We start from the raw sequence: 20,790 nt of genomic DNA, 5'->3' as shown, positions 1-20,790 counted from the left end.
TTAATGCTTTTTCATTTTGAATTTGTTTTTGAATTGAATTTAAAGGAGAAAAATCTGAAACCAATTCAGATTGACAAACTGAAAGCTATAAAAATTTAATAATCTACATTAATTGTAGTTTTTATTGAACGATATTGCGAAGTCGCCTCAAAGCTCATCAATGCCCTTTTGATGAGTTTTTTTGTATGTATCAGGTTCGCATTATTCGGGATCTTGATAAGAATAGTTCGAATGTACTCATTTCGAATTCTATTAATTGCTGGCTCTTCCGGACCTAAAATAGGAACCGCAATTTGTTGCTTTAATACATTATATAACCAAGTTGAACCTTCACGAAGCTTTTCATAATCTCTATGCTTTAATCGAATTTGCAACAAACGGAAATATGGTGGATATTGAAAATTACGTCTTTCATATAATTGTTCGTTAAACATCGCTACATAATTGTTATGCACCACTTGCTGAATGGTATTGTGCATCGGATTGTAAGTCTGAATAACCACACTTCCTTTTTTTGCTTTTCTTCCTGAACGACCAGCCACTTGCACCATCATTTGATAGGCACGTTCATAAGCTCGATAGTAAGGTTGATTTAATAAATTATCCGCATTTAGAATGCCGACTAATGTCACGTTTTCAAAATCTAATCCTTTGGCCAACATTTGCGTACCCACTAAAATATCAATTTCCTGATTTTTAAAGGCATCAATCATTTTTTCAAAAGCAAATTTACCTCGTGTAGTATCTTGATCCATTCGAGCAATTCGCTTGTTTGGAAAAAGTTTTATCAATTCCAATTCGACTTGTTCTGTACCGAAACCTTTTGCAGAAATATCTAACGAATTACAAGCGTGACAATGGGTTGGTTTTGCAATACTGTGACCGCAATAATGGCATTTTAGATGATTTTTATATTTGTAATACGTCAAACTTACATCGCAACTTGGACATTGAGGCACATGTCCGCAAGTCGTACATTCAATATACGGTGAATAGCCTCGGCGATTTTGAAACAACATAATTTGTTCATTATTCGCTAAAGTTTCGTGCATTCTTTCCAATAGTTCATCGGAAAAATGACCATCCATTCGTTTGCGGAAATATTTGTCTTTTAAATCTATTAAATGAATTTCTGGCAAAACCACGTTATTAAATCGAGTAAACAATTCGATTAAACCGTATTTATTGGTTTTCGCGTTATGATACGATTCTAAACTTGGCGTAGCACTTCCTAATAACACTTTGGCATTGTGAAATTTTGCTAAAACTATTGCCGCATCTCTGGCATGATAACGTGGCGCTGGATCTTGCTGTTTATATGTGGCTTCATGTTCTTCATCAACCACAATCAAACCTAAGTTGGAAAAAGGTAAAAACAAAGCACTTCGAACCCCTAAAACAACTTTGGCATTTTCAGAGTTTTGCAAGACATGATTATACACCTCAACCCGTTCATTAGAATTGTATTTCGAATGAAAAACCGCAATTTGATTTCCAAAATAGGCCGATAAACGCTGCACTAATTGTGTAGTTAAAGCTATTTCTGGCAACAGAAACAAAACTTGTTTATCTTTTTGTAAAAATTCTTCAATAAGTTTAATATAAACTTCTGTTTTACCTGAAGCAGTTACACCATGCAATAAATTGACATCAAACTGTTGGAATTTTTCTTTAATACTATCTAAAACTATGGCTTGAGATTCGCTTAAATGAATTTCATAATCGGCTTCTTTTTCAAAGGAAACCCGATCTATATTGATATAATATTCTTCGAAAATTTGTTTATCTACTAACGATTTAATCACCGCAGCACTCACACCAGAAGTTTCGATTAATAATTTTGCAGGAATTGGCTTTTTTTCTGTCGCTTGCAATTGAAAATACGACAAAACAATCTCTTTTTGTTTTTTGGCTTTTCCTAAAATCTCTAATAATTCTTGTAATTTTTCTGCTTGTAAAAATGCATCTTGTAGCTTGATGTATTTCACCAACTTAGGTTTATAAGTATCTTGAACCTCATCTTGCATGGTAAGCAAACCTTTGGCTAGCAAACTTTGAATAATTGGAATTACATTTTTCTTATTTAAGATTTGAGAAATTTCTAAAATTGTAATCGAAGATTTATTTTCTAAGGCTTCTAACACCAAAAATTCATCATCTGTAGCTAATGTTTTATCTGCATCCGTATGCGAAGAAGAAATCATCGTTTCACTTTCTAAAATCAATCCAGAAGGCAACGCGGATTTAAAAACTTCTCCAATCGAACACATATAATATGAGGCAATCCAACTCCAATGTTTCAGTTGAATGTCGTTTACAATTGGAACTTCATCAATAATTTGACTGATTTCTTTCGCTTCATATAATTCTGGTGGATTGGTGTGCTTTTCCACAACTAAAGCCGTATACACTTTTGTTTTTCCAAACGGAACGGTAACTCGCATACCAGGTTTCAAAAACTTGTATTCTTCCACATTTACGGAATACGTAAACGTTTTATCAAGATTTAAAGGAAGAATTACGTTGATGAAGTGCATTTGAAATGGGTTAGTAGATTCTTAGCTATGGATTAAAGGTTTTTACAATCTTGTCATTTTGACCAAAAGGAGAAATCACATAATCACTAATAATTTTATAGGATTGATAATCATTTTATTCTTTGTATTTCTTTAATTGTTAAAACTAACATGATTGAATTCAGAATGACTGCAGAATACCAAACTAAATGAATTGTTTTACCTGAAAAACCATAACCAAATAAAAGAATTGATAAAAAAATAAAAAAAAATACTTGTAATAAAATAATAAAAATATTAAGAAAATACAAGAAATACTTATGAATTTTTAAATAAAAAAAGTTTGAAGCAATTTTTATCAATGATAATACAACTATTCCTATAACAAATATACCTTCTAAAAAAAACTCTTTTGAAAAAAATAAATCGTAAATTAGGGTTATGTTAAAAAGTAAAAATACTAAAATAGCAAGATTATTATTTTTTTTTAAATCTTTAAAACTCATTATACCATTTATCATATTTAAATAAACCTCCCAAGATTAATAGATTTCTCCAAAAGTCTAAATGACAAGCTAAACTTTTAACTTTTGCCTTTTTACTTGGCTCTTTTTACTTGACTCTTTTTACTTGGCTCTTTTTACTTGACTCTTTTTACTTGGCTCTTTTTACTTGGCTCTTTTCACTTAGCTCTTTTTACTTGGGTCTTTTTACTTGGCTCTTTTCACTTGGCTCTTTAACTAATCCAACTTCTCCGTTAATTTATTAAATACTGCTTTCGCATCTTTTCCTTCATATAAAATTTGGTAAACAGCGTCAATGATTGGTGTTTTAGCTTTGTATTCCAAGTTTAAATTGTAAGCACTTTTTACCGCGTAATAGCCTTCAGCTACCATACTCATTTCCATTTGAGCAGATTTAACGGTATAGCCCTTCCCTATCATATTACCAAACATTCTGTTTCTTGAAAATACAGAATATCCTGTGACTAACAAATCGCCCAAATAAGCAGAATCGTTAATATTGCGTTTCATTTTATGTACTTTTTTAATGAATTTTTTCATTTCGCGAATGGCATTACTCATTAAAACCGCTTGGAAGTTATCTCCATAACCTAAACCATGTGCAATTCCAGCCGCAATGGAATAGATATTTTTTAAAACTGCTGCATATTCCGTTCCAACAATGTCATCTGAGGTTTTGGCTTTGATGTAATAAGAAGAAACATTTTTAGCTAAATATTTTGCTTTTTCTTTATCGGAACAAGCAATTGTTAAATAGGATAAACGTTCTAGCGCTACTTCTTCAGCATGACAAGGTCCGGTGATGACTCCAATATTTTCATATGGAATATTAAATTTGTGATGAAAATGTTCTCCTACAATTAAACTAGTTTCTGGAACTATACCTTTTATGGCTGAAAAAATAGTTTTTCCTTCCAAAGATTCCGTCATTTTTTCTAATTCACCACTTAAAAACGCAGATGGAATAGCAAAAATAATAACATCCGCAAATTTTATAGCTTCGTTAATATCGTTGGTCAATTGCAATTTATTGGTGTCAAAAGCTACCGAACTCAAATAATTCGGATTGTGTTTTTGGTGTTTTAAATGTTCTAAAGCGTAAGTACTTCGCATATACCAAGCAATTTTTTCTTGGTTTTCACATAGCATTTTTGCAATAGCTGTTGCCCAACTTCCACCACCTATAACTGCGAATTTTTTATTGTTTTCCATATTCAAAAATAATGAACCTCAAAAATACACTTTTCAATGGCAATATGCAAAATCAATAGCAAAAATCAATAGCAATGATAAAAATTCAATAACAATGACAAAATTTATTATCAATAACAACAGCAAAAAACAATATCAAAATTCTTTAGGAATAGAAAGAAAAAATTCAATAGCAAAAACAATGTCAAAAAGCAATTTATAGGAACCAGTATGAAAGATTAAACCGATTTTAATAATTTATGTAATCTGTGTTTAAACAAAATAAAGTTTAAATCTGAAATTATAATAAAAATTGAAATTATCATTGAAATTCCTGTAGTTATTGCTATTGTTTTTTAAAAAACTTGTTAATGAGTTGTGAATACAACTTTTTTGGCACGGCAATTGAATTACACTTCATAACCTTAAAATTATTTATTATGAAATCGCTACCATAAAAAGTTTGCACAAATAAAAAAAGCGATAACATAATTTACCACAAACAATTAAAATTATAAATTATGAAAGCAAAATTACTTTTAGTGACATTTATTTCACTCTTTTCTTTACAATCTTGTACTACAGATGTGGTGATAAATGATTATCAGGATAACATAAGTTTACCTGAATTAATGGAAAGTTATGATTTATGGTATGTAGATTATAATATGACGACTGGAAACGGAGAAGTTCCCTTTTTATCAAAAGCATTTACAATTTCTTTTTTAGGTGGCGATGTATTAGCCAATAATAATTTAGTTGGAATTGGAAGTACAGGAAATGGTTTTGGAATAAATATTGGATACTGTGATTATACTTCAAATTCTATTAGAGTTTATCACAATATTTATGGTTTTTATGAGTTAGATGTTTATCAGATTTCTAGAAATGAAATTAAATTAATTGATCCTTATACAAATACGGCATACTATTTGATAGGTTATCAGAGAAGTTCTTTTGATTATGATAGAGTGTTTTACGACAACATGCATTATTTCTTACAAGAATATGTAGCATGGGAAAAAGTGTACACTAGTGCAACTGGAAATCCGAATGCATTTGATGCTGAAAATTATCTGAAATTTGTGATTGGTAGTAACGATACGTTCCGTTCTTCACAAGATTATATGATAGGAAATGTGAATAACATTTATTGGGATTACACGGGAAGTTATAACATTCAAAATGTTGCTGGAAATAATTACACCAAAAAATTGAATCTGTATTATAATACAAATGATTACGAAGGATTTAACATCACTGTAATTAATGATGGAAGAATAAGATTATACCACATTGCAAGTGGCACAACATATGAATTTGTAGGAAGAGGCTTTATTCCGATTATGAGAAATGCAGCTTCAAGAACCAAAACAAATTTAACACCAGTAACAATGGTTAAAAAATAGTTAGTAGTTTAGTTTAGTTTGTAAAAAGCGTCAAAGAAGTAATTCGATGACGCTTTTTTTATTTTGCTATTGTGCCTTTAATTTTTTGTAAAATTGAACTGGACAACTTTTTTCCTTTGCCTTTTTACCTTTTACTTTTTCTTAATAGCTCAATTCAACAATTTCTCTTACTTTTTCTAAAGTAATGTTTTGTTTTTCACCCATTGCTTTCCAACCTCTTTCTTCAAAACGATTTACGATAAAGTCGGCTGTTTTAGCATAATCTTCTGTATTTTCTGAAAGTTTGGTTTTCATTCCCATAGTATGGAAAAAAGCAACTGTTTTTTCGATCGCTTGCTCTGCAATTTCTTCGGTTGAATTTCCTTCGATGTGCCAAACTCTTTTGCCATATTGTGCCAATTTATCTTTCTTAGTTTCAAACATCACACGGTATAAATTCGGACCAATAATTGCCAATGTTCTGGCGTGATCTATTTCGTATAAAGCTGTTAATTCGTGTCCAATCATGTGCGTTGCCCAATCGGAAGGAACCCCTTTTTGAATCAATCCGTTTAAGGCCATGGTTGCACTCCAAACAAAATTAGAAGCCAATTTATAATCGCTTGGATTTTCTACTACATCAGGACCAATTTCAATTAAAGTTTGTAAAATACTTTCAGCAATTCGGTCTTGTAAAAGTGCGTCATGTGTATAAGTCAAATATTGCTCCATTACGTGAGTGAAAGCATCTACTACTCCATTTTGCAATTGCTTTTTAGGTAATGATGTAATAACAGTTGGATCAACGATTGAAAATTTTGGAAACAAAGCACTTCCACCTAAAGTTAATTTTTCTTGAGTCGCATTTATTGTTACAACAGCTCCAGAATTCATTTCAGAACCTGTAGCAGGCAAAGTTAATACCGTTCCAAAAGGAATGACTTGCGAAACATCTGTAAATAGAATTCTTTTTCTTAAAATTTCTGCTGCATCACCTTGGTAATTTACCGCTGCAGAAATAAATTTCACGCCATCAATTACACTACCACCACCAACAGCTAAAATAAATGTGATTTTTTCATTACGAATAATTTCAACTGCTTTCATTAGAGTTTCAAAACGTGGATTTGGTTCAATTCCGCCAAATTCAACAACTTCAAAACCTTTTAAGTTTTCTGTAACTTGTGCATGCACACCATTTTTAAAAATACTTCCACCACCATAAGCTAAAAGCACCTTTGCATTTGCAGGAATTAAAGAAGCTAATTTTTCAGTCTGTCCTTTTCCAAAGACATAATTAACTGGATTGTATAATTCGAAATTTAACATAGTTTATTTGTTTAATTGTGATATTAATTTTTGTGCTACTAATTTTGATGAAGCTGGATTTTGACCAGTAATTAACAAGCCATCTTCTACGGCATAAGGCGCCCAATTTTCTCCATTGCTAAATAAAGCACCATTGGCTTTTAAAGCATCTTCTAATAAAAAGGGAACAATTTTAGTTAACCCTACAGCATCCTCTTCTTCATTTGTAAAACCAGTTACTTTTTTTCCTTTTACTAAAAACTCACCGTTTGCTTTAACATTTTTCAAAACTGCTGGAGCATGACAAACAAAAGCAACAGGTTTATTGGAAGTATAAAAAGTTTCGATTAAAGATATAGAATTTTTATCAGAAACCAAATCCCATAATGGTCCGTGTCCGCCAGGATAAAAAATAGCATCATAATCTTCAGCCTTAATGTCTGCTAATTTAACTGAATTTTTTAATTTTTCTTGTAAAACTTTATCACCATCAAAACGTTTGGTATCTTCAGTAGCCGCACTTGGATCTGAACTTTTGGGATCAATAGGTGGTTGTCCGCCGTTTGGTGAAGCAATTGTAATTTCAAATCCCTGATCAGCTAATTCGTAATAAGGTGCTACAAATTCTTCGATCCAAAATCCTGTTTTCTCTCCTGTATTTCCTAGTGCATCATGACTAGTTAAAACGAATACTACTTTTTTCATTTTTTCTGTTTTTATGATTTGATTTTTTGATTCATTGGTATCTGTTGTTTGCTCTTTTTGTTGACAACTGATGGTTAAAAGTACTAGTAAACTAGCTGCGATCTGTTTCATGATTTTTAAATTTTTTTCAAAATTACGACTTATAAGATATTAGTAAAAATAATTTAAATTATATTTGTGATAAGTAAAATTATATCATGGTAAATTTAGAATGGTATCGTACCTTTAAATCAGTATATAAAAACGGAAATTTTTCTCTTGCTGCTAAAGAATTATTTATTAGTCAGCCTGCGGTTAGTCAACAAATGGCTATGCTTGAGGCTCATGTGGGTTATAAATTATTCAATCGAAAATCGAAAGGAGTTGAACCAACCGATTATGCCAAGTTGTTAAATAACCTAATTATTGAAGCATTAGATCGATTAGAAAGTGTAGAAAATGGATTTCGAGAAAAAGCTTTTAATTCGAATAAAGTAGTTTCTGTTGGAATTTCACAACATTTATTTACAAGTATAGGTGCGAAGTTGCTTTCGAAATTTGATTTCATAGATTTTTCTTTTGGAACGAATGATGAATTATTCCATTTGGTAGATAACAAAAAAATAGATTTCGCTATAGTTTCAAAAAAATATGACACATTTGATACTACTCAAAGAGTAATTGGAACCATAAAACAAATACTTGTTGCCAGTACAGATTTAGAACTAAATATCGTTAAAAAAGAGATTGAAAATGAAAACAATACTGCGATTGAAAATTGGCTGAACCAACAAAAATGGTACAATTATGATGCACAGATTCCACATGTGAAATTATTTTGGTTGTATGTTTTTGATAAAAAACGCCCTTCGATTATTTCCAACTATATTATTCCGTCTGAATCACAATTATTAACTGCTTTATCTGAAAACTCAGGAGTTTCTGTAGTTTGGGATATCAATGCAAAACCATTTATTGAACAAAATAAATTACAATTAGTTTGGAACAGTTTAAAAATGCCAAGTACAGAAGTTTATATTTTGTCGAGAAAAAATAGCACTTTAAATGCTTTATTAGACGATATTCAAATGGAAATGCAAATTTATTTAAGTTAGTTTACCTTCCCGCTTCATTTTTTCAATAAACTCTTTGTACAAAGTATAATGATGGAATTGTTTATCTATAAAATCTAAATTTTTCTTTTCGAAAGGGAAAATTTCGTGAATTACATAATAAAATAAATCTTTTTGAATCGCATCATATTGTGATGTGGAATACAATTGAAAATACGTTTTAAAAAATTTACTATCATGATAGAAGGAAATATGATTATCTAAACCTTGTGAATATCTTGGTCCAATTTTTGAATTATTAGTTAAATCTCCATATTTATTTCCATAACTAATATCCAAATTATTAATTTCTGAAAATAAATATAGTGTTTCATTTATTTCAATTCCTTTTTCTTCAAAAGAAATTTCGCCTTCCAATTTGCCATTGATTCTTTCAAATTCCCAAAATCTGATTATTGAAGAATAAATATAAATGAAACAAGAAATTATTGGAATAGTTTTGAAAATATTTTCAAAAATTTCATTATTCGAATGCTGTTGATTGTAAATTAATATTTGCGAAGAAATAATTATCATAAAAAGTGAACTCCAGCATAATAATTCTGAATTGCTCCATCTTTTATAAAATGACAAACTCTCATCTTTAACATAAATTTTAGCCTTAAACTCCATTTGACTAACTATTTGTTGAAACAAATTTAGATGAATACCTATTTCTAAAAAAGTTCATAGTTTCTATTATGGCATCGGGCTCTGTAAAATGATACAATCCAAAGCTTAATTTCACACCTGTTTGCATGAAAATTTCAAGATAATAATCCGATGTATTGTGTTTAGGAACTATTGTGAAACCATAATCATAAATTTGATCCCATAAATAATTGGTTTCTTCAATTTCAATTCCTTTTTCTGAAATTTTAATCTCATTTAACTTTCTAGTTGAATTATACCAAAAAACAACTACAATAATACCCAAAAAAATAAAAAACAAATAACGATTTGATTCATCGTCTATGGCTTTAAATCCTATAATTAATGTAATAAAAGTTAATACAAAATAAATAAATTTGTTCGAATCTTTGTTTGTAAAGATGATTTCTTCTTCATATTTCTTTATGATTGCATCGTACTCAGTAGATCTTACAAAATAAGGTGAACTAAAAATAAAATCAATTACCTTACTACTTTGTTTAGATTGTTTATTTATGAGATTTTCTAATTCAGGATTTTGAATCATATTACTTCTTATAAAACAAATTATGTTCTACATATTCCCAAACTTTGTGTGGTAACAACGGAATTACATTTTTATTATTTTTAATGCTATCTCGAATTAATGTGGAAGATAATTCGACAACAGGAGCAGCCACTCTGTGAATTTTTGGATGATTGACAAATTGTTCGTCCATTTCACCAGAATGTAACCTAGGATAAATGTAAATATGATGATGTTGCAAAATAGCTTCGTAGTTTTTCCATTTGTGAAGCGAATTCAAATTGTCTTCACCCATAATTAAAGAGAATTCATAATTCGGATACTTCTCTTGCAAATGCACTAACGTATTTATCGTATAATTAGGTTGTGGCAATTTAAACTCAATATCCGAAGGTTTAATTTTCGGAAAATCTTCTGTAGCCAAATGTACCATGTGTAACCGATGGTAATCGTCTAACAACGTATTCTTTTGTTTGTGCGGATTATGTGGCGTAACCACCATCCAAATTTGATCTAAATCTGAATGTTCTGCCATATGATTGGCAATAATTAAATGCCCAATATGTATGGGATTAAACGTTCCGAAATATAAACCTATTTTCATTTTTCCAGTAGAGACGCGATTCATCACGTCTGTTTTTTAATAATTAATAAAATTAATTATAACATGCAATAAATCGCATCAATTGTTTCTTATGAAGACGCTATAAATCGCGTCTCTACGTTATTTGTTTACGAATTCTTTTACCAGATTATACGCATCTACTTTGGCTACATCTAAATCGTAATTTTTGATAATCGTGTCAAATTGTGGTGCTGTAGCTAATTCTACAGAGGCTTTAGCAATTCGCATGTTGATTTTATCATCGCTTTCTGTAGAACGTTTTTTCAATCGGATTTTCAATTCGTCGATACTTGGTGGTTTTACGAACACTGCCAATGTTTCTGATTTGAATTTCGATTTAATTCGTAATCCGCCTGCTACATCAATATCGAAAATTACGTTTTTCCCTTTTGCCCAAATGCGTTCTACTTCACTTTTTAATGTTCCGTAAAAATTATCTCTGTAAACTTCTTCCCATTCAACGAAATCTTCTGCTTTGATGTGTTTTTTAAACTCTTCTAAAGAAATAAAATAATAATCTTTTCCATGTACTTCTTCACCTCTTGGCTCACGAGTCGTACAAGAAATAGAGAATTCTAAATTTAAATCTTCTTGTTTTAATAAATGCCTTACTATAGTTGTTTTTCCAGAACCTGATGGCGCAGAAAATACTAATAATTTACCTTGATTCATTGCGTGTTATGTTGTTTTGGTTTATAGTTATTAATCTATAAAACGTTCAGTACTTGTTCTTTAATTTTTTCCAATTCGTCTTTCATCATCACCACCAATTTTTGCATTTCAGCGTGATTGGATTTAGAACCCATGGTGTTGATTTCTCTTCCCATTTCTTGGGTGATGAATCCTAACTTTCTTCCGTTAGCTTCATTTCCTTTTAACGTTTGAAGGAAATAATCTAAATGGTTCGTTAAACGCACTTTTTCTTCCGTGATGTCTAATTTTTCTAAATAATAAATCAATTCTTGTTCGAAACGATTCGTATCCACATTCACTTTTAATTCGTCAATTGCGGTTTGCAAACGTTCTTTAATTGCTGTTACTCGTTCTGGATCTAAAGCTAGAGCTTGATTCATGTAACTTCTAATATTTTCAATACGTAATGTGAATTCCTTTTCTAAAGATGCCCCTTCAGAAGTTCTGAAAGACAACATGTTTTCAATGGCTTCATCAATTACAGTTTGAATTTGTTTCCATTCATTTTCATCAATTTCTTCACGCTCGGTTTTCATCGTGTCAGGCATTCTTACCGCCATCTTCATCAATTCCGTTTCATCGGCATCTGGCAAAATAGCTTTCATTTGAGCAATGTAGGCTTTTACAATTGGTGCATTAATTTTAGATGACGTTTCTTCTCCAGTTACTTCAACAAATAATGAAAAATCGATTTTTCCTCTTTCTAGCTTTTGTGCCAAAAGATTTCTTAAAGCCAACTCATTTTCTCTATAAACAGATGGCATTCTCGTGTTTAAATCGAGTCCCTTGCTGTTTAAAGACTTCACTTCTACTGTAATTTTTTTGGTTGATAATTGCAAACTTGCTTTACCAAAACCGGTCATTGATAATATCATATATTTTTATAAAAAGCTGTAAAGATAAGTTTTTTGTATGAAAAAAAAATAATTCGTATTTGTAATAAAAAAGCCGATTGTTTCCAATCGACTTTAAAGGTTTATATTTAGGAAATATTAGTTCTTAGTTAATACGATAACCATTTTATTAAAATCGGCTGCAGCATTAATTACATTTTTATACGCATCGAAAAGTTCTAGTGGATATTTTACAACGTTATAAAATTCAGTATTTTGCACAATAATTGTATTGCCTTCTTTAGTATAACTACTATTAAATTTAGCTTCTGTTTTGTTATTCATCACCAAATTATAATCCATAATTAATTTTTCTAAATTTTTAACCGTTACATTATCAGGCAAAATAAGTTTAATTTTTCTAACATAAGCATGTGGGAAATTAATTTCAACTGGCAGTTTTCTTGTACTTACTTGATACAATTCTGTTTGTTTTCCAATAGTTTCTCCAATTGAAAACAAGTAATTATCTGCAGCTTTTTTGATTAAGTTTTTACCTTCAAAAGATACGTTTAAAGTAAAGGGCATTTTTCCAACAAAATCTAAACCATCATTTTTAGTTTCTAGTTTAATAAACTCCGTTGAACCCGTATAATTTTCTGCAATATCTTTAAGAATCAATTGATATTGATCTTTTTCAACTAAATCTTTTATAGGTTGTAAATTAACGTTAGAATATCCACCAAATTCAATTTTTGTTGTTACAGTTGGATTTTGAATGTCTTTTGTAAAATCAACTTCAATATTCATGATGTCTTTTGTGTATTCTGCATCTAAAATTGAAATTTTCTCAACTTGACCAAAAGGCATAGTAACTCCAGAATATTCTTTAGTTTTGATAAAAAGACCATTATTATCTGCAAGTTCAGATGGAATTAATGGAATTCTATAACTTACACCTGTTGGATACAAATATTTATCGATTTTTGGGAAATAAAACAGTACTTCATCTAAATTCTCATAACTTTCAAAATCTTTATCAAAAGGCACAGAAAAACGATCTGAAGCAAACACAATTTGAAAAGGAATGTTAAACTTTTTAAATCCGTTGATAAATAGTTTTACAATTTCCGATTGATTGGCTTGTTTGGATTCGATAACTTTTGATAAATTTTCTTTTGGATCGAAGTAATTACTATAATTGATGTTTTTCTTAATTTTATCTTCTAAAGACCAAATTGTAGCTTGTTCATCTGAAGTTACTTTGATAGATTTGAAAAAATCATCAATAGCCTTTAAACTCTTTTTATCAATTTCTTCATTCAAATTTTCATAAACATTGGTCGAAAAACTTTTAAAATTATATAGGTTTTTAGTTCCACGAGCTGTATTTTCATCTAATTTAAAACGAAAAGATTTTACATGATTTTTCCAATTTGAAAATTTATCATCGTCTTTTAGAGCAGTAACATCTTTATCAGTTATAGATAAAAGTGTTTTGTTTTCGTAGGTTTCAGAATCAATAACTGGCTCTGCAACACCATTATATGATTTTGTTTTTAAAACCAAATGTTTTGGATAGATGATATTGAAAGAAAAAGTTTCTATAGGCAATTCTGATTGCATAAAAATGGTTTTCCCGTTGAAATCTGGCGCCTGTTCAAAAAGAAATAACTGTTCGATAATTGCACCTTTTTCTAAACCTTTCACTGCAAAATAATTGTATTTCACATCTTTTTCTTCATCTACTTCTTCTTTGATATCTTTAGCATCAATATCAAATTCTTTTCCGTTTTTTAAACGAACACGAACTTTACATTTTTCAATTCTTTCATTCTTACTTGAAGGAATATAAATTTTATTATAACTATTAACTGCTTCATCGGAATTAATTAAAATGACTTGATGTAATAAATAGTATTGTGAAATCCCTTCTTTTACCGGAACATATTCTATGGATATTGTTTTCTTTAAAAAGGCCTCATTTTCTTTATCGAATTTACTTAAATTTTCAAACTTGGGCATTTTTTTTTCCCAATCGTAAATTTTTAAAATGGATTCTTGTGAAAAAAGTACATTGCAAAATAACAATACAATTATAACGTTTCTTACTTTATTTAAAATCATTGTTTTTCAAGTTTTATAGTTTCTGAATAAATTTCTTTAATTTTATTTAAGCTAGCATTCCAAAGTTCAAAATCTTTTGGTTCTACTAATAGCTTTTTGTTTACAAAACTTGCATTTAAAATAATTTCATCTGCTTTGCTCTCAAAACTAAATTGAGCATCGAAAAGATCATTTGTAATGGTTTCGTTTTTTGGTGTATAACTTATTTTGTAATTCTTAGGAAGTTTTAAAATGTACTTTGCTTGAGTTTTAGTTAGTTGATCTAAATCGTAACTAAATTTTCTATCTTTCTCTAAAATCATTTTAGTAATCATTTGATCTAAAAAAAGATTCACATAAATTTCATTATCTATAGTTATGACAAAATTTGGAATTTCAAACTTAAAATCGATAGTATACGATTGGTCTTTGTCTTCAAAATTAGCTTCTTTGAACTCTTTAAGATTAAACTTATTATTTCCTTTTAAAACAATACTTTTGATTGCTTCAAAACGCTCTTTATCGGTAGTATCACCTAAAGCATATACAATATTAGTTCGGTTAAAGCCATCAAATGAAATAAAACCATCACCTACTAATTTATCGCCGTCAATAGTCATATTTATCACTTCATTGACAGCATTGTCTGAAGCTTGTACAATGGGAACTTTAATAATTTCATAAGCATCACCTTTTCCTACCAAACCTTCTTTGTCTTGAATAAAATCAGATGGTAAGCCAAATTTGGTATGCTTATCGGTTGCATCTAAAAAGAAATATTTTTTATTTTCATCTTGATAAACAGCTATCATATGATTATCTACTCCTGGTGTTGGCAATTGTTCGTACGAATACGGTATTGAACGTGTGCCAATCCAACAGATAAAAACGTTTTTGATGTTGCTGTATTTGGCCATGGTATAGATTAAATTCCCCATATCTTTACAATCTCCAAATTTTCTTTCGAATACTAAAGACGACGATCTAGGAATAAAGCCTTCATATCCATCTTCAAAAGCTAAATAATTGATATTTTCTTTAACCCAATAGTATATTTTTTTTACTTTTTCAGTGTCCGATTTTTCATTTTTAGTTAATTCTATTGAAATATCTTTAAGCGCCTGATTTTCTTCTTTACCTATTTGTTCAATAAATTTTTTATAATAATTATACAGTTTGTCTACAGTTCCTAAAACTGGCGTTACTGTTTTTCCAACAGTATATTCTTTGATATAAACATTTACGTTGGGAACAATATGTAAATATCCAGGTGCATTAAATTCGTACTTTAATGGTTTCACATTTAATGCAGTCCATTGGTACACTTTTTTACCTTTTCGTTCAAATTCCTTAAACTGAATGGATTTTTTAGGATCGTTAAATACCGTATAACCAATTTCAATATTTTTATCTACAACTACTTCTAAAGTTGCATTTTCTAGAGGTAAACTTGACCCAAAATTAAATCGATGCAATAAAAAAGGATCGGTAAATTCGGTAGTATAGCTGTATACTTTTTTAGAACCAACCTGTAAATTTGGAAAAATTAATTGTCTAATTTTAATATCGTCATGAAAAACGGTTTTATCAGCATCTCGTTTCTCATTTGATTGTGTGACTTTAATTTTTTTTACTTTTCCATTAATTAAATTTTCTGTAAAAGCATCATATTCAATTAATTTTATTAAATCGGAATAAGAAAAAGTTTCTTCATTGCTATTAATTCCATTTTCGGTTAATATTAAAGACTCGAACTTATTTTCCGACAATACTTTAATTTTATTATCTTGAATAGAAAGAGTATATGTTTGCAAATCATTAATAACCAATTCGTTTGAATTCGGATATAAACTTTTATATTCTTCAAATGTTTTTTGGGCCTTTGTTTGTAGGGCCCAAAAAACGCAACTTATTACGATTGCTTTATTTAATAATTTCAACCAATTCGTCATTAATATATTTTTTACTGATTTTTAAAACACCATTTTCAAATTCTTGATATAAACCTTCTAAATTGTCATTTTTATATTCTGCAGAAATTACTTTTTTACCATCTTCTGAAAAATATTCAATTACACCATTATAATCGCTATTAATAAAAACTTCGCTTTTATACACTTTACCATTTGCGTGGTATTCTAATCTTTTACCATTTAAGTTATTGTCTTTATATTCTGCATAAAATTCTGGTAAACCTTCAGTGTTAAAAATTTGAATTTTACCGTTAACTCCACCATTTTTAAGACTAAATCCGAAAGCTTTTTTACCGTTTGGATAGGTAGAAACTACTTCTGCTGTTTGGTTAATAATTTTTGTTTTAACCGTTACTTCACCTTGTTTGTCCATTGATAAATAGTAAACAGGTACATTATTAACATAATGAATAGCAGCAACTAATTTTCCTTTTTTGTTAAACCATTTGTAGTCTCCTTCTTTTAAATCGTCAATTTCATTAACTTCATTTAATACAGTTTTATCTGCATTATAACGTTTCGTAATTCCAGTAACTTCTCCAAAAACAGAAGTAAATGATAATCTTAAATTACCCATCAAATCATAATACTTAACATCGCCGTGTAAATCTCCAGAATAATAATTTAAATCGTAAGCAATTTTACCATTTGGATTATAAGCTTTGGTTATACCAAATTTCACACCATTCGTATAGTTAGTCGTACTGACTACAGTATTATTCTTGTCTTTAATTTCGTAAATACCATTGTAGATACCATTTTTTAAATCAACGGTATAGTTAAGTACTTTATTGTTGCTAGTAAAACTAACTTTTCCGTTTTTATTAGTAAAATCTACTGAAGATTCTTGTTTAGCATTAGAATCAAAGTTTTCAAATTTTGAAATTTGTTTTTCAATAAAATTTGTTTTAGAGTGAATTGATTTATTTTTATTGTAGTGATAAGACACTAAATTATCGCCTTCTACCATAAAATCTTTTCTAAGCACAACACCATCTAAATTGTAAAAAGTCATTGGTCCGGAACGCTCATCATTTACAAAATAACTACTATTAATAACTTTATCATTCTCGTAAGATTCTGACAAACCGTTTAAATTTCCATCTACATAGTTATAGATATCCGTCAAATTACCAAATGCATCATAATTATATTGCAATCCGTTAATTTTACCATTCACATAAGTTTCTTTAGACTTTATGTTTCCATTTGGGTGATAATAAATCCAAAGTCCTTTTTTTAAGCCTTTAGAAAATTCACCAGTTACATATTTATTTTTTTCTAAGCCAAAAATTTCAAATTCTTTTTTAGCAATATTAATTTCAACGGGTTTATCTGAACCATAAGTATATTGTAAACCTGATTTAATTTCTCCGTTTTTAAGTTTTTGTTCGAAAAATTTTTCTCCTAATAAATTATAGAAAACCAAACGATCTAAATCTTCTTCCGCACTGAAAAAAGACTCTTCACTTAATAAACCATTTCTGTAATACTCAATACTTTTTGTTTTTTTACCGTTTGAGTAAAATGTTTCAAGCTTTAAAGCTCCATTTTTGTAATATTCTTTGGCATTACTTGCAACTTTACCGTCTTTGTAAAGCACTTCACTTTTTAACTTTTTACCATCAAAATATTCGATAAATTCTCCATCTAACTCTTCGTTTTTATAAGATCCTTTTTTAGTTAATTCACCAATTTCGTTAAATTCAGTAAATTTTCCCTCAAGTTTACCGTTCACATATGTAAGCGTTGATTTTGCAGTACCATTTTCATATAAACAAGACAACACACCATCTCTTTCGTCTTCTTTAAAATTAACTTCACATTGTTTGCCTCCATTTGGATAATAAGTTGTAGCTAATCCATTAAGTTTTCCTTTAGTATAGTTTTCAGTATAACTTAAATTACCTGTTTCATAATAATATTTTCGCAAACCATTTAATTCATCATCAGAAAAAGTTTTCTCTTCTTGCAACTTACCTTCTTGATTAAAATATAATTGCACACCATTTAAAAGATTGTTTTTAAACTGTAATTCTCCTTTTTTATTTCCATACTCATCAACGTATAAAAACTTACCTTCTTTTTTATCATCAATTAATTTCCCAATTAAATAAGGGCGATAGTTGTTATAAATGATCGTTACTTTATCTTCCTTACCAAAAAAATTAATTTTCTGAGTAGTGAAAAGTTTCCAGAAAGTTGGAATAAAATTTTGGGAAAAAAATTCTATTTTCTTTTTGTGAGTGGTTAATTGTTTACCTAGTGTTTTTTCAAAGCCAATTAAAGTATAATAAGTTAAGGCTTCTACTTCGTTTTTTTCAACAACAGCTTGCATCCAAGGCAAATAATAGTTTTCAAAAAAACCATCCTTTATTTTATGATTAGCAGCGTATTCAACCACTGCTTGAATTTGTCTGGTTACAGGATCATCAATTTTCGACTTAACTTTATAATTTTTATTGAAAGGAAATTGGTTTCTCAAAATTTCGGTTAATTCTGTAAAATCATCATCTTGAGTTGAAAAAACTAAATTACCTTTTTCAGTATAATTCTCCCCAAATTTTAGACTTAGCATTTTCAAAGCGTCTGCAGCAAATCTGCCGTCTGGCGCTATAACTAAATAAGAAATTAAACAAAGTGAACCTTCAGAAATGTTACCATTTTCAAATGCCATCAAACCTAACATAAAATGTGAGGAAGCATAATTTGGATTTAGCAATATCGCTTTCTTAAGACAATTAACTGCTTCTTGTTTCTTTTTGTTTTTGATGTGATGAATAGCAAAATTGTACATGAAATTAGCATGATTACTCAAATGTTTTTCACCAGCTTTAAATACTTCATTGGCTTTTTCTAATTGATTCACATCATCAAGATAACTTCCATATTTTATATACAAATCTGGAAATTTTTCCATTTCGCCTGAAGCATATAAATCTCCTAAATGTTTTTCTAATTTAGTATTGTCTTTCAATCCGAAAAGAGAGACAGCAATTTCTGATTGTGCTTTGTAAAAATTGGGATCTAAATCATCTACTAATTTATACTTCTGTATGGCTTCTTCATATTTGCCATTATCGTGAAGTATAACACCACTTTTAATAATAGAATCAGATTGATAGATTAAAGAATAATCTTTTTGAGAATAAGCAATTACACCACAAAAGGTCATAATTACTAGCATGGTTTTTTTCATGTAAGTAGAGTCTTAGTTTTTTCTGCAAAATAGCACAATTTTAGTAAAGTCAAAAATTTTAACCCTAAAATTATTATTTCTTTTTTATTACTAGATAAACACCTACAAAAATTAAAAAAGCTGAGATAACTTTAACTAAATTTAAATCGTCTTTTCCTAAACCAATGGCAAAAATTGTGGCGAAAAAAGGTTGTAAATAAATAAAAACAGCAACTGTTGTGGGTTTTAAATTTCGCATAGAAATTAAATTCAACAAATACGTGAAAAACGTAGAAAAAATAACTACAAATCCGATTTTCAAACCTATAGATAAAGGAATTTTGTTCCAATTGACTACTTGCAATTCATGAAAACCAAACGGTAAAACCATAAAAAATCCGAATAAATAAATGTACTTCACAAACGTAAACGCATTGTATTTATCCATTAATTTCTTTACAAAAATCAGATAGAAACCGTAAGAAATAGCATTTACAAATACCAATAAATTTCCTAAAGTGGCATTTGGCGCATTGTTTAGTGCTTTTCCATATAAAATTAATGTAATAGTTCCAGCTAAGCCTAACAAAATACCTAGTACTTTTTTAGTTTGCATGCTTTCTTTCATAATTATTGATGAAAGAATTAAAACTATCATTGGCGTCGTAACCATTAATACCGCACCCATAATTGGCGACGTATAACTTAAACCTTTAAAGAAAGTTAGCATATTAAAAGCAACTCCGAAAAAGGCACAAGCAGCAATTCGAAGAAAATCATTTTTAGCAATTTTTTCTTTTGGTCCGAGAAAAGAAACCAACCAAAATAATAGCGTTGCCCCACCAACACGTAAAACTATAAAACCAAAAGCGTCAATATACTTTGGCATTACATCTTTAGCAATGGTAAACGTAACTCCGTAAATAATAGCCACAATCCAAGCGCAAACTAAGGCCCAAGAACGACTATTCATTACTTAATGCCTTTTGTAATTTTAAAATATTAGGTTGACTGTTTCCAATGAAGATTTCATTTTCTAAAACTACAACAGGGCGACTTAAAAAAGTATAATGTTCTAGAATGTAATTTTTATAATCGTCTTCCGTTAACGTGACGTTTTTTAGACCCTTTTCTTTATATAATTGGGCTTTTTTACTAAAAAGAGCTTCATAACTTCCAGAAAGTTGGTGCATAAATTCTAATTCTGCAACAGTAATAGGATTTTGACGTATATCGTGAAACTCTAAATTTGCAGTAGTAGGTAACGATTTAATTATTTTTCGACAAGTATCGCAAGAAGCGAGATAATATATTTTTCGCATAATCATTTTAAAATGCAAAGGTAAGAAAGTTATTTTTTATTATGATTTAGAAATAATAAACAAAATTAGAATTCAACTTCTTTTACCGCTAATTTCCGAAATTAATCAAATCAAGAATAACATCATTCGAAAATTCTTGACAAAATAAAATACTTTGACT

Annotated in this window: 17 protein-coding genes; 2 read left to right on the top strand and 15 right to left on the bottom strand. The window is 29.4% G+C overall.

Annotated elements, in window-relative coordinates:
* Window positions 1–95 precede the first annotated feature (95 nt).
* The 3 genes from priA to G4D72_RS10965 all read right to left on the bottom strand — a co-directional run bounded on the left by priA (window position 96) and on the right by G4D72_RS10965 (window position 4,252).
* Window positions 96–2,537, bottom strand: coding sequence for a replication restart helicase PriA (priA, locus tag G4D72_RS10975; RefSeq protein ID WP_166077746.1), 2,442 nt, complete (start codon window positions 2,535–2,537; stop codon window positions 96–98).
* A 110-nt stretch (window positions 2,538–2,647) separates the two neighbouring features.
* Window positions 2,648–3,022 carry a hypothetical protein gene (locus G4D72_RS10970; RefSeq protein ID WP_166077745.1) on the bottom strand — a complete coding sequence of 125 codons (375 nt, stop codon included), beginning with the start codon at window positions 3,020–3,022 and terminating at the stop codon, window positions 2,648–2,650.
* 234 nt (window positions 3,023–3,256) lie between these two features.
* The gene (locus G4D72_RS10965) at window positions 3,257–4,252 is read right to left on the bottom strand and encodes an NAD(P)H-dependent glycerol-3-phosphate dehydrogenase (protein ID WP_166077744.1); all 996 of its coding nucleotides are present in this window, start codon (window positions 4,250–4,252) and stop codon (window positions 3,257–3,259) included.
* A gap of 500 nt (window positions 4,253–4,752) precedes the next feature.
* On the opposite strand from G4D72_RS10965, the gene G4D72_RS10960 reads away from it, so the two are divergent.
* Window positions 4,753–5,640, top strand: coding sequence for a nicotinic acid mononucleotide adenyltransferase (locus G4D72_RS10960; RefSeq protein ID WP_166077743.1), 888 nt, complete (start codon window positions 4,753–4,755; stop codon window positions 5,638–5,640).
* Between the two features lie 141 nt (window positions 5,641–5,781).
* On the opposite strand, the gene G4D72_RS10955 is transcribed toward G4D72_RS10960, so the two are convergent.
* The gene (locus G4D72_RS10955) at window positions 5,782–6,948 is read right to left on the bottom strand and encodes an iron-containing alcohol dehydrogenase (RefSeq protein ID WP_166077741.1); all 1,167 of its coding nucleotides are present in this window, start codon (window positions 6,946–6,948) and stop codon (window positions 5,782–5,784) included.
* 3 nt (window positions 6,949–6,951) lie between these two features.
* The gene (locus G4D72_RS10950; RefSeq protein ID WP_166077740.1) at window positions 6,952–7,743 is read right to left on the bottom strand and encodes a type 1 glutamine amidotransferase domain-containing protein; all 792 of its coding nucleotides are present in this window, start codon (window positions 7,741–7,743) and stop codon (window positions 6,952–6,954) included.
* A gap of 86 nt (window positions 7,744–7,829) precedes the next feature.
* Between G4D72_RS10950 and G4D72_RS10945 the strand changes: the two genes are divergently transcribed.
* A complete protein-coding gene (locus G4D72_RS10945) occupies window positions 7,830–8,726 on the top strand; it encodes a LysR family transcriptional regulator (RefSeq protein ID WP_166077739.1) in 897 nt (298 codons plus the stop codon).
* Here the strand turns inward: G4D72_RS10945 and G4D72_RS10940 are convergent.
* The 10 genes from G4D72_RS10940 to G4D72_RS10895 form a co-directional block, all read right to left on the bottom strand.
* Complete coding sequence (locus G4D72_RS10940; protein WP_166077738.1) at window positions 8,718–9,380, bottom strand: hypothetical protein; 663 nt, start codon at window positions 9,378–9,380, stop codon at window positions 8,718–8,720. The genes G4D72_RS10945 and G4D72_RS10940 overlap by 9 nt on opposite strands.
* On the bottom strand, window positions 9,361–9,921 hold the full coding sequence (locus G4D72_RS10935) for a hypothetical protein (protein WP_166077737.1): 561 nt from the start codon (window positions 9,919–9,921) through the stop codon (window positions 9,361–9,363). The genes G4D72_RS10940 and G4D72_RS10935 overlap by 20 nt, the downstream gene beginning before the upstream one ends.
* A 1-nt stretch (window position 9,922) precedes the next feature.
* On the bottom strand, window positions 9,923–10,504 hold the full coding sequence (nadD, locus tag G4D72_RS10930) for a nicotinate (nicotinamide) nucleotide adenylyltransferase (RefSeq protein ID WP_166077785.1): 582 nt from the start codon (window positions 10,502–10,504) through the stop codon (window positions 9,923–9,925).
* Window positions 10,505–10,624: 120 nt separating this feature from the next.
* A complete protein-coding gene (gene gmk / locus G4D72_RS10925) occupies window positions 10,625–11,197 on the bottom strand; it encodes a guanylate kinase (protein WP_166077736.1) in 573 nt (190 codons plus the stop codon).
* Window positions 11,198–11,232: 35 nt separating this feature from the next.
* A complete protein-coding gene (locus G4D72_RS10920; RefSeq protein ID WP_166077735.1) occupies window positions 11,233–12,093 on the bottom strand; it encodes a YicC/YloC family endoribonuclease in 861 nt (286 codons plus the stop codon).
* A 117-nt stretch (window positions 12,094–12,210) separates the two neighbouring features.
* Window positions 12,211–14,076, bottom strand: coding sequence for a DUF3857 domain-containing protein (locus G4D72_RS10915; protein ID WP_166077734.1), 1,866 nt, complete (start codon window positions 14,074–14,076; stop codon window positions 12,211–12,213).
* A gap of 98 nt (window positions 14,077–14,174) precedes the next feature.
* Window positions 14,175–16,109, bottom strand: a complete 1,935-nt coding sequence (locus G4D72_RS10910; protein ID WP_166077733.1) for a DUF3857 domain-containing protein — start codon at window positions 16,107–16,109, stop codon at window positions 14,175–14,177.
* On the bottom strand, window positions 16,081–19,329 hold the full coding sequence (locus G4D72_RS10905) for a toxin-antitoxin system YwqK family antitoxin (protein WP_166077732.1): 3,249 nt from the start codon (window positions 19,327–19,329) through the stop codon (window positions 16,081–16,083). The genes G4D72_RS10910 and G4D72_RS10905 overlap by 29 nt, the downstream gene beginning before the upstream one ends.
* A gap of 73 nt (window positions 19,330–19,402) precedes the next feature.
* Entirely contained in the window at window positions 19,403–20,281 is an 879-nt protein-coding gene (locus G4D72_RS10900; protein WP_166077731.1) for a DMT family transporter, read from the bottom strand.
* On the bottom strand, window positions 20,274–20,630 hold the full coding sequence (locus tag G4D72_RS10895; protein WP_166077730.1) for an arsenate reductase family protein: 357 nt from the start codon (window positions 20,628–20,630) through the stop codon (window positions 20,274–20,276). Before G4D72_RS10895 ends, G4D72_RS10900 begins: the two co-directional genes overlap by 8 nt.
* Window positions 20,631–20,790: the final 160 nt, after the last annotated feature.

It is taken from the genome of Flavobacterium difficile (assembly GCF_011392115.1).
GTDB classification, from domain to species: domain Bacteria; phylum Bacteroidota; class Bacteroidia; order Flavobacteriales; family Flavobacteriaceae; genus Flavobacterium; species Flavobacterium difficile.
Note: the sequence above shows the minus strand (reverse complement) of the source record. Positions and strands in the feature narration are given on the sequence as shown.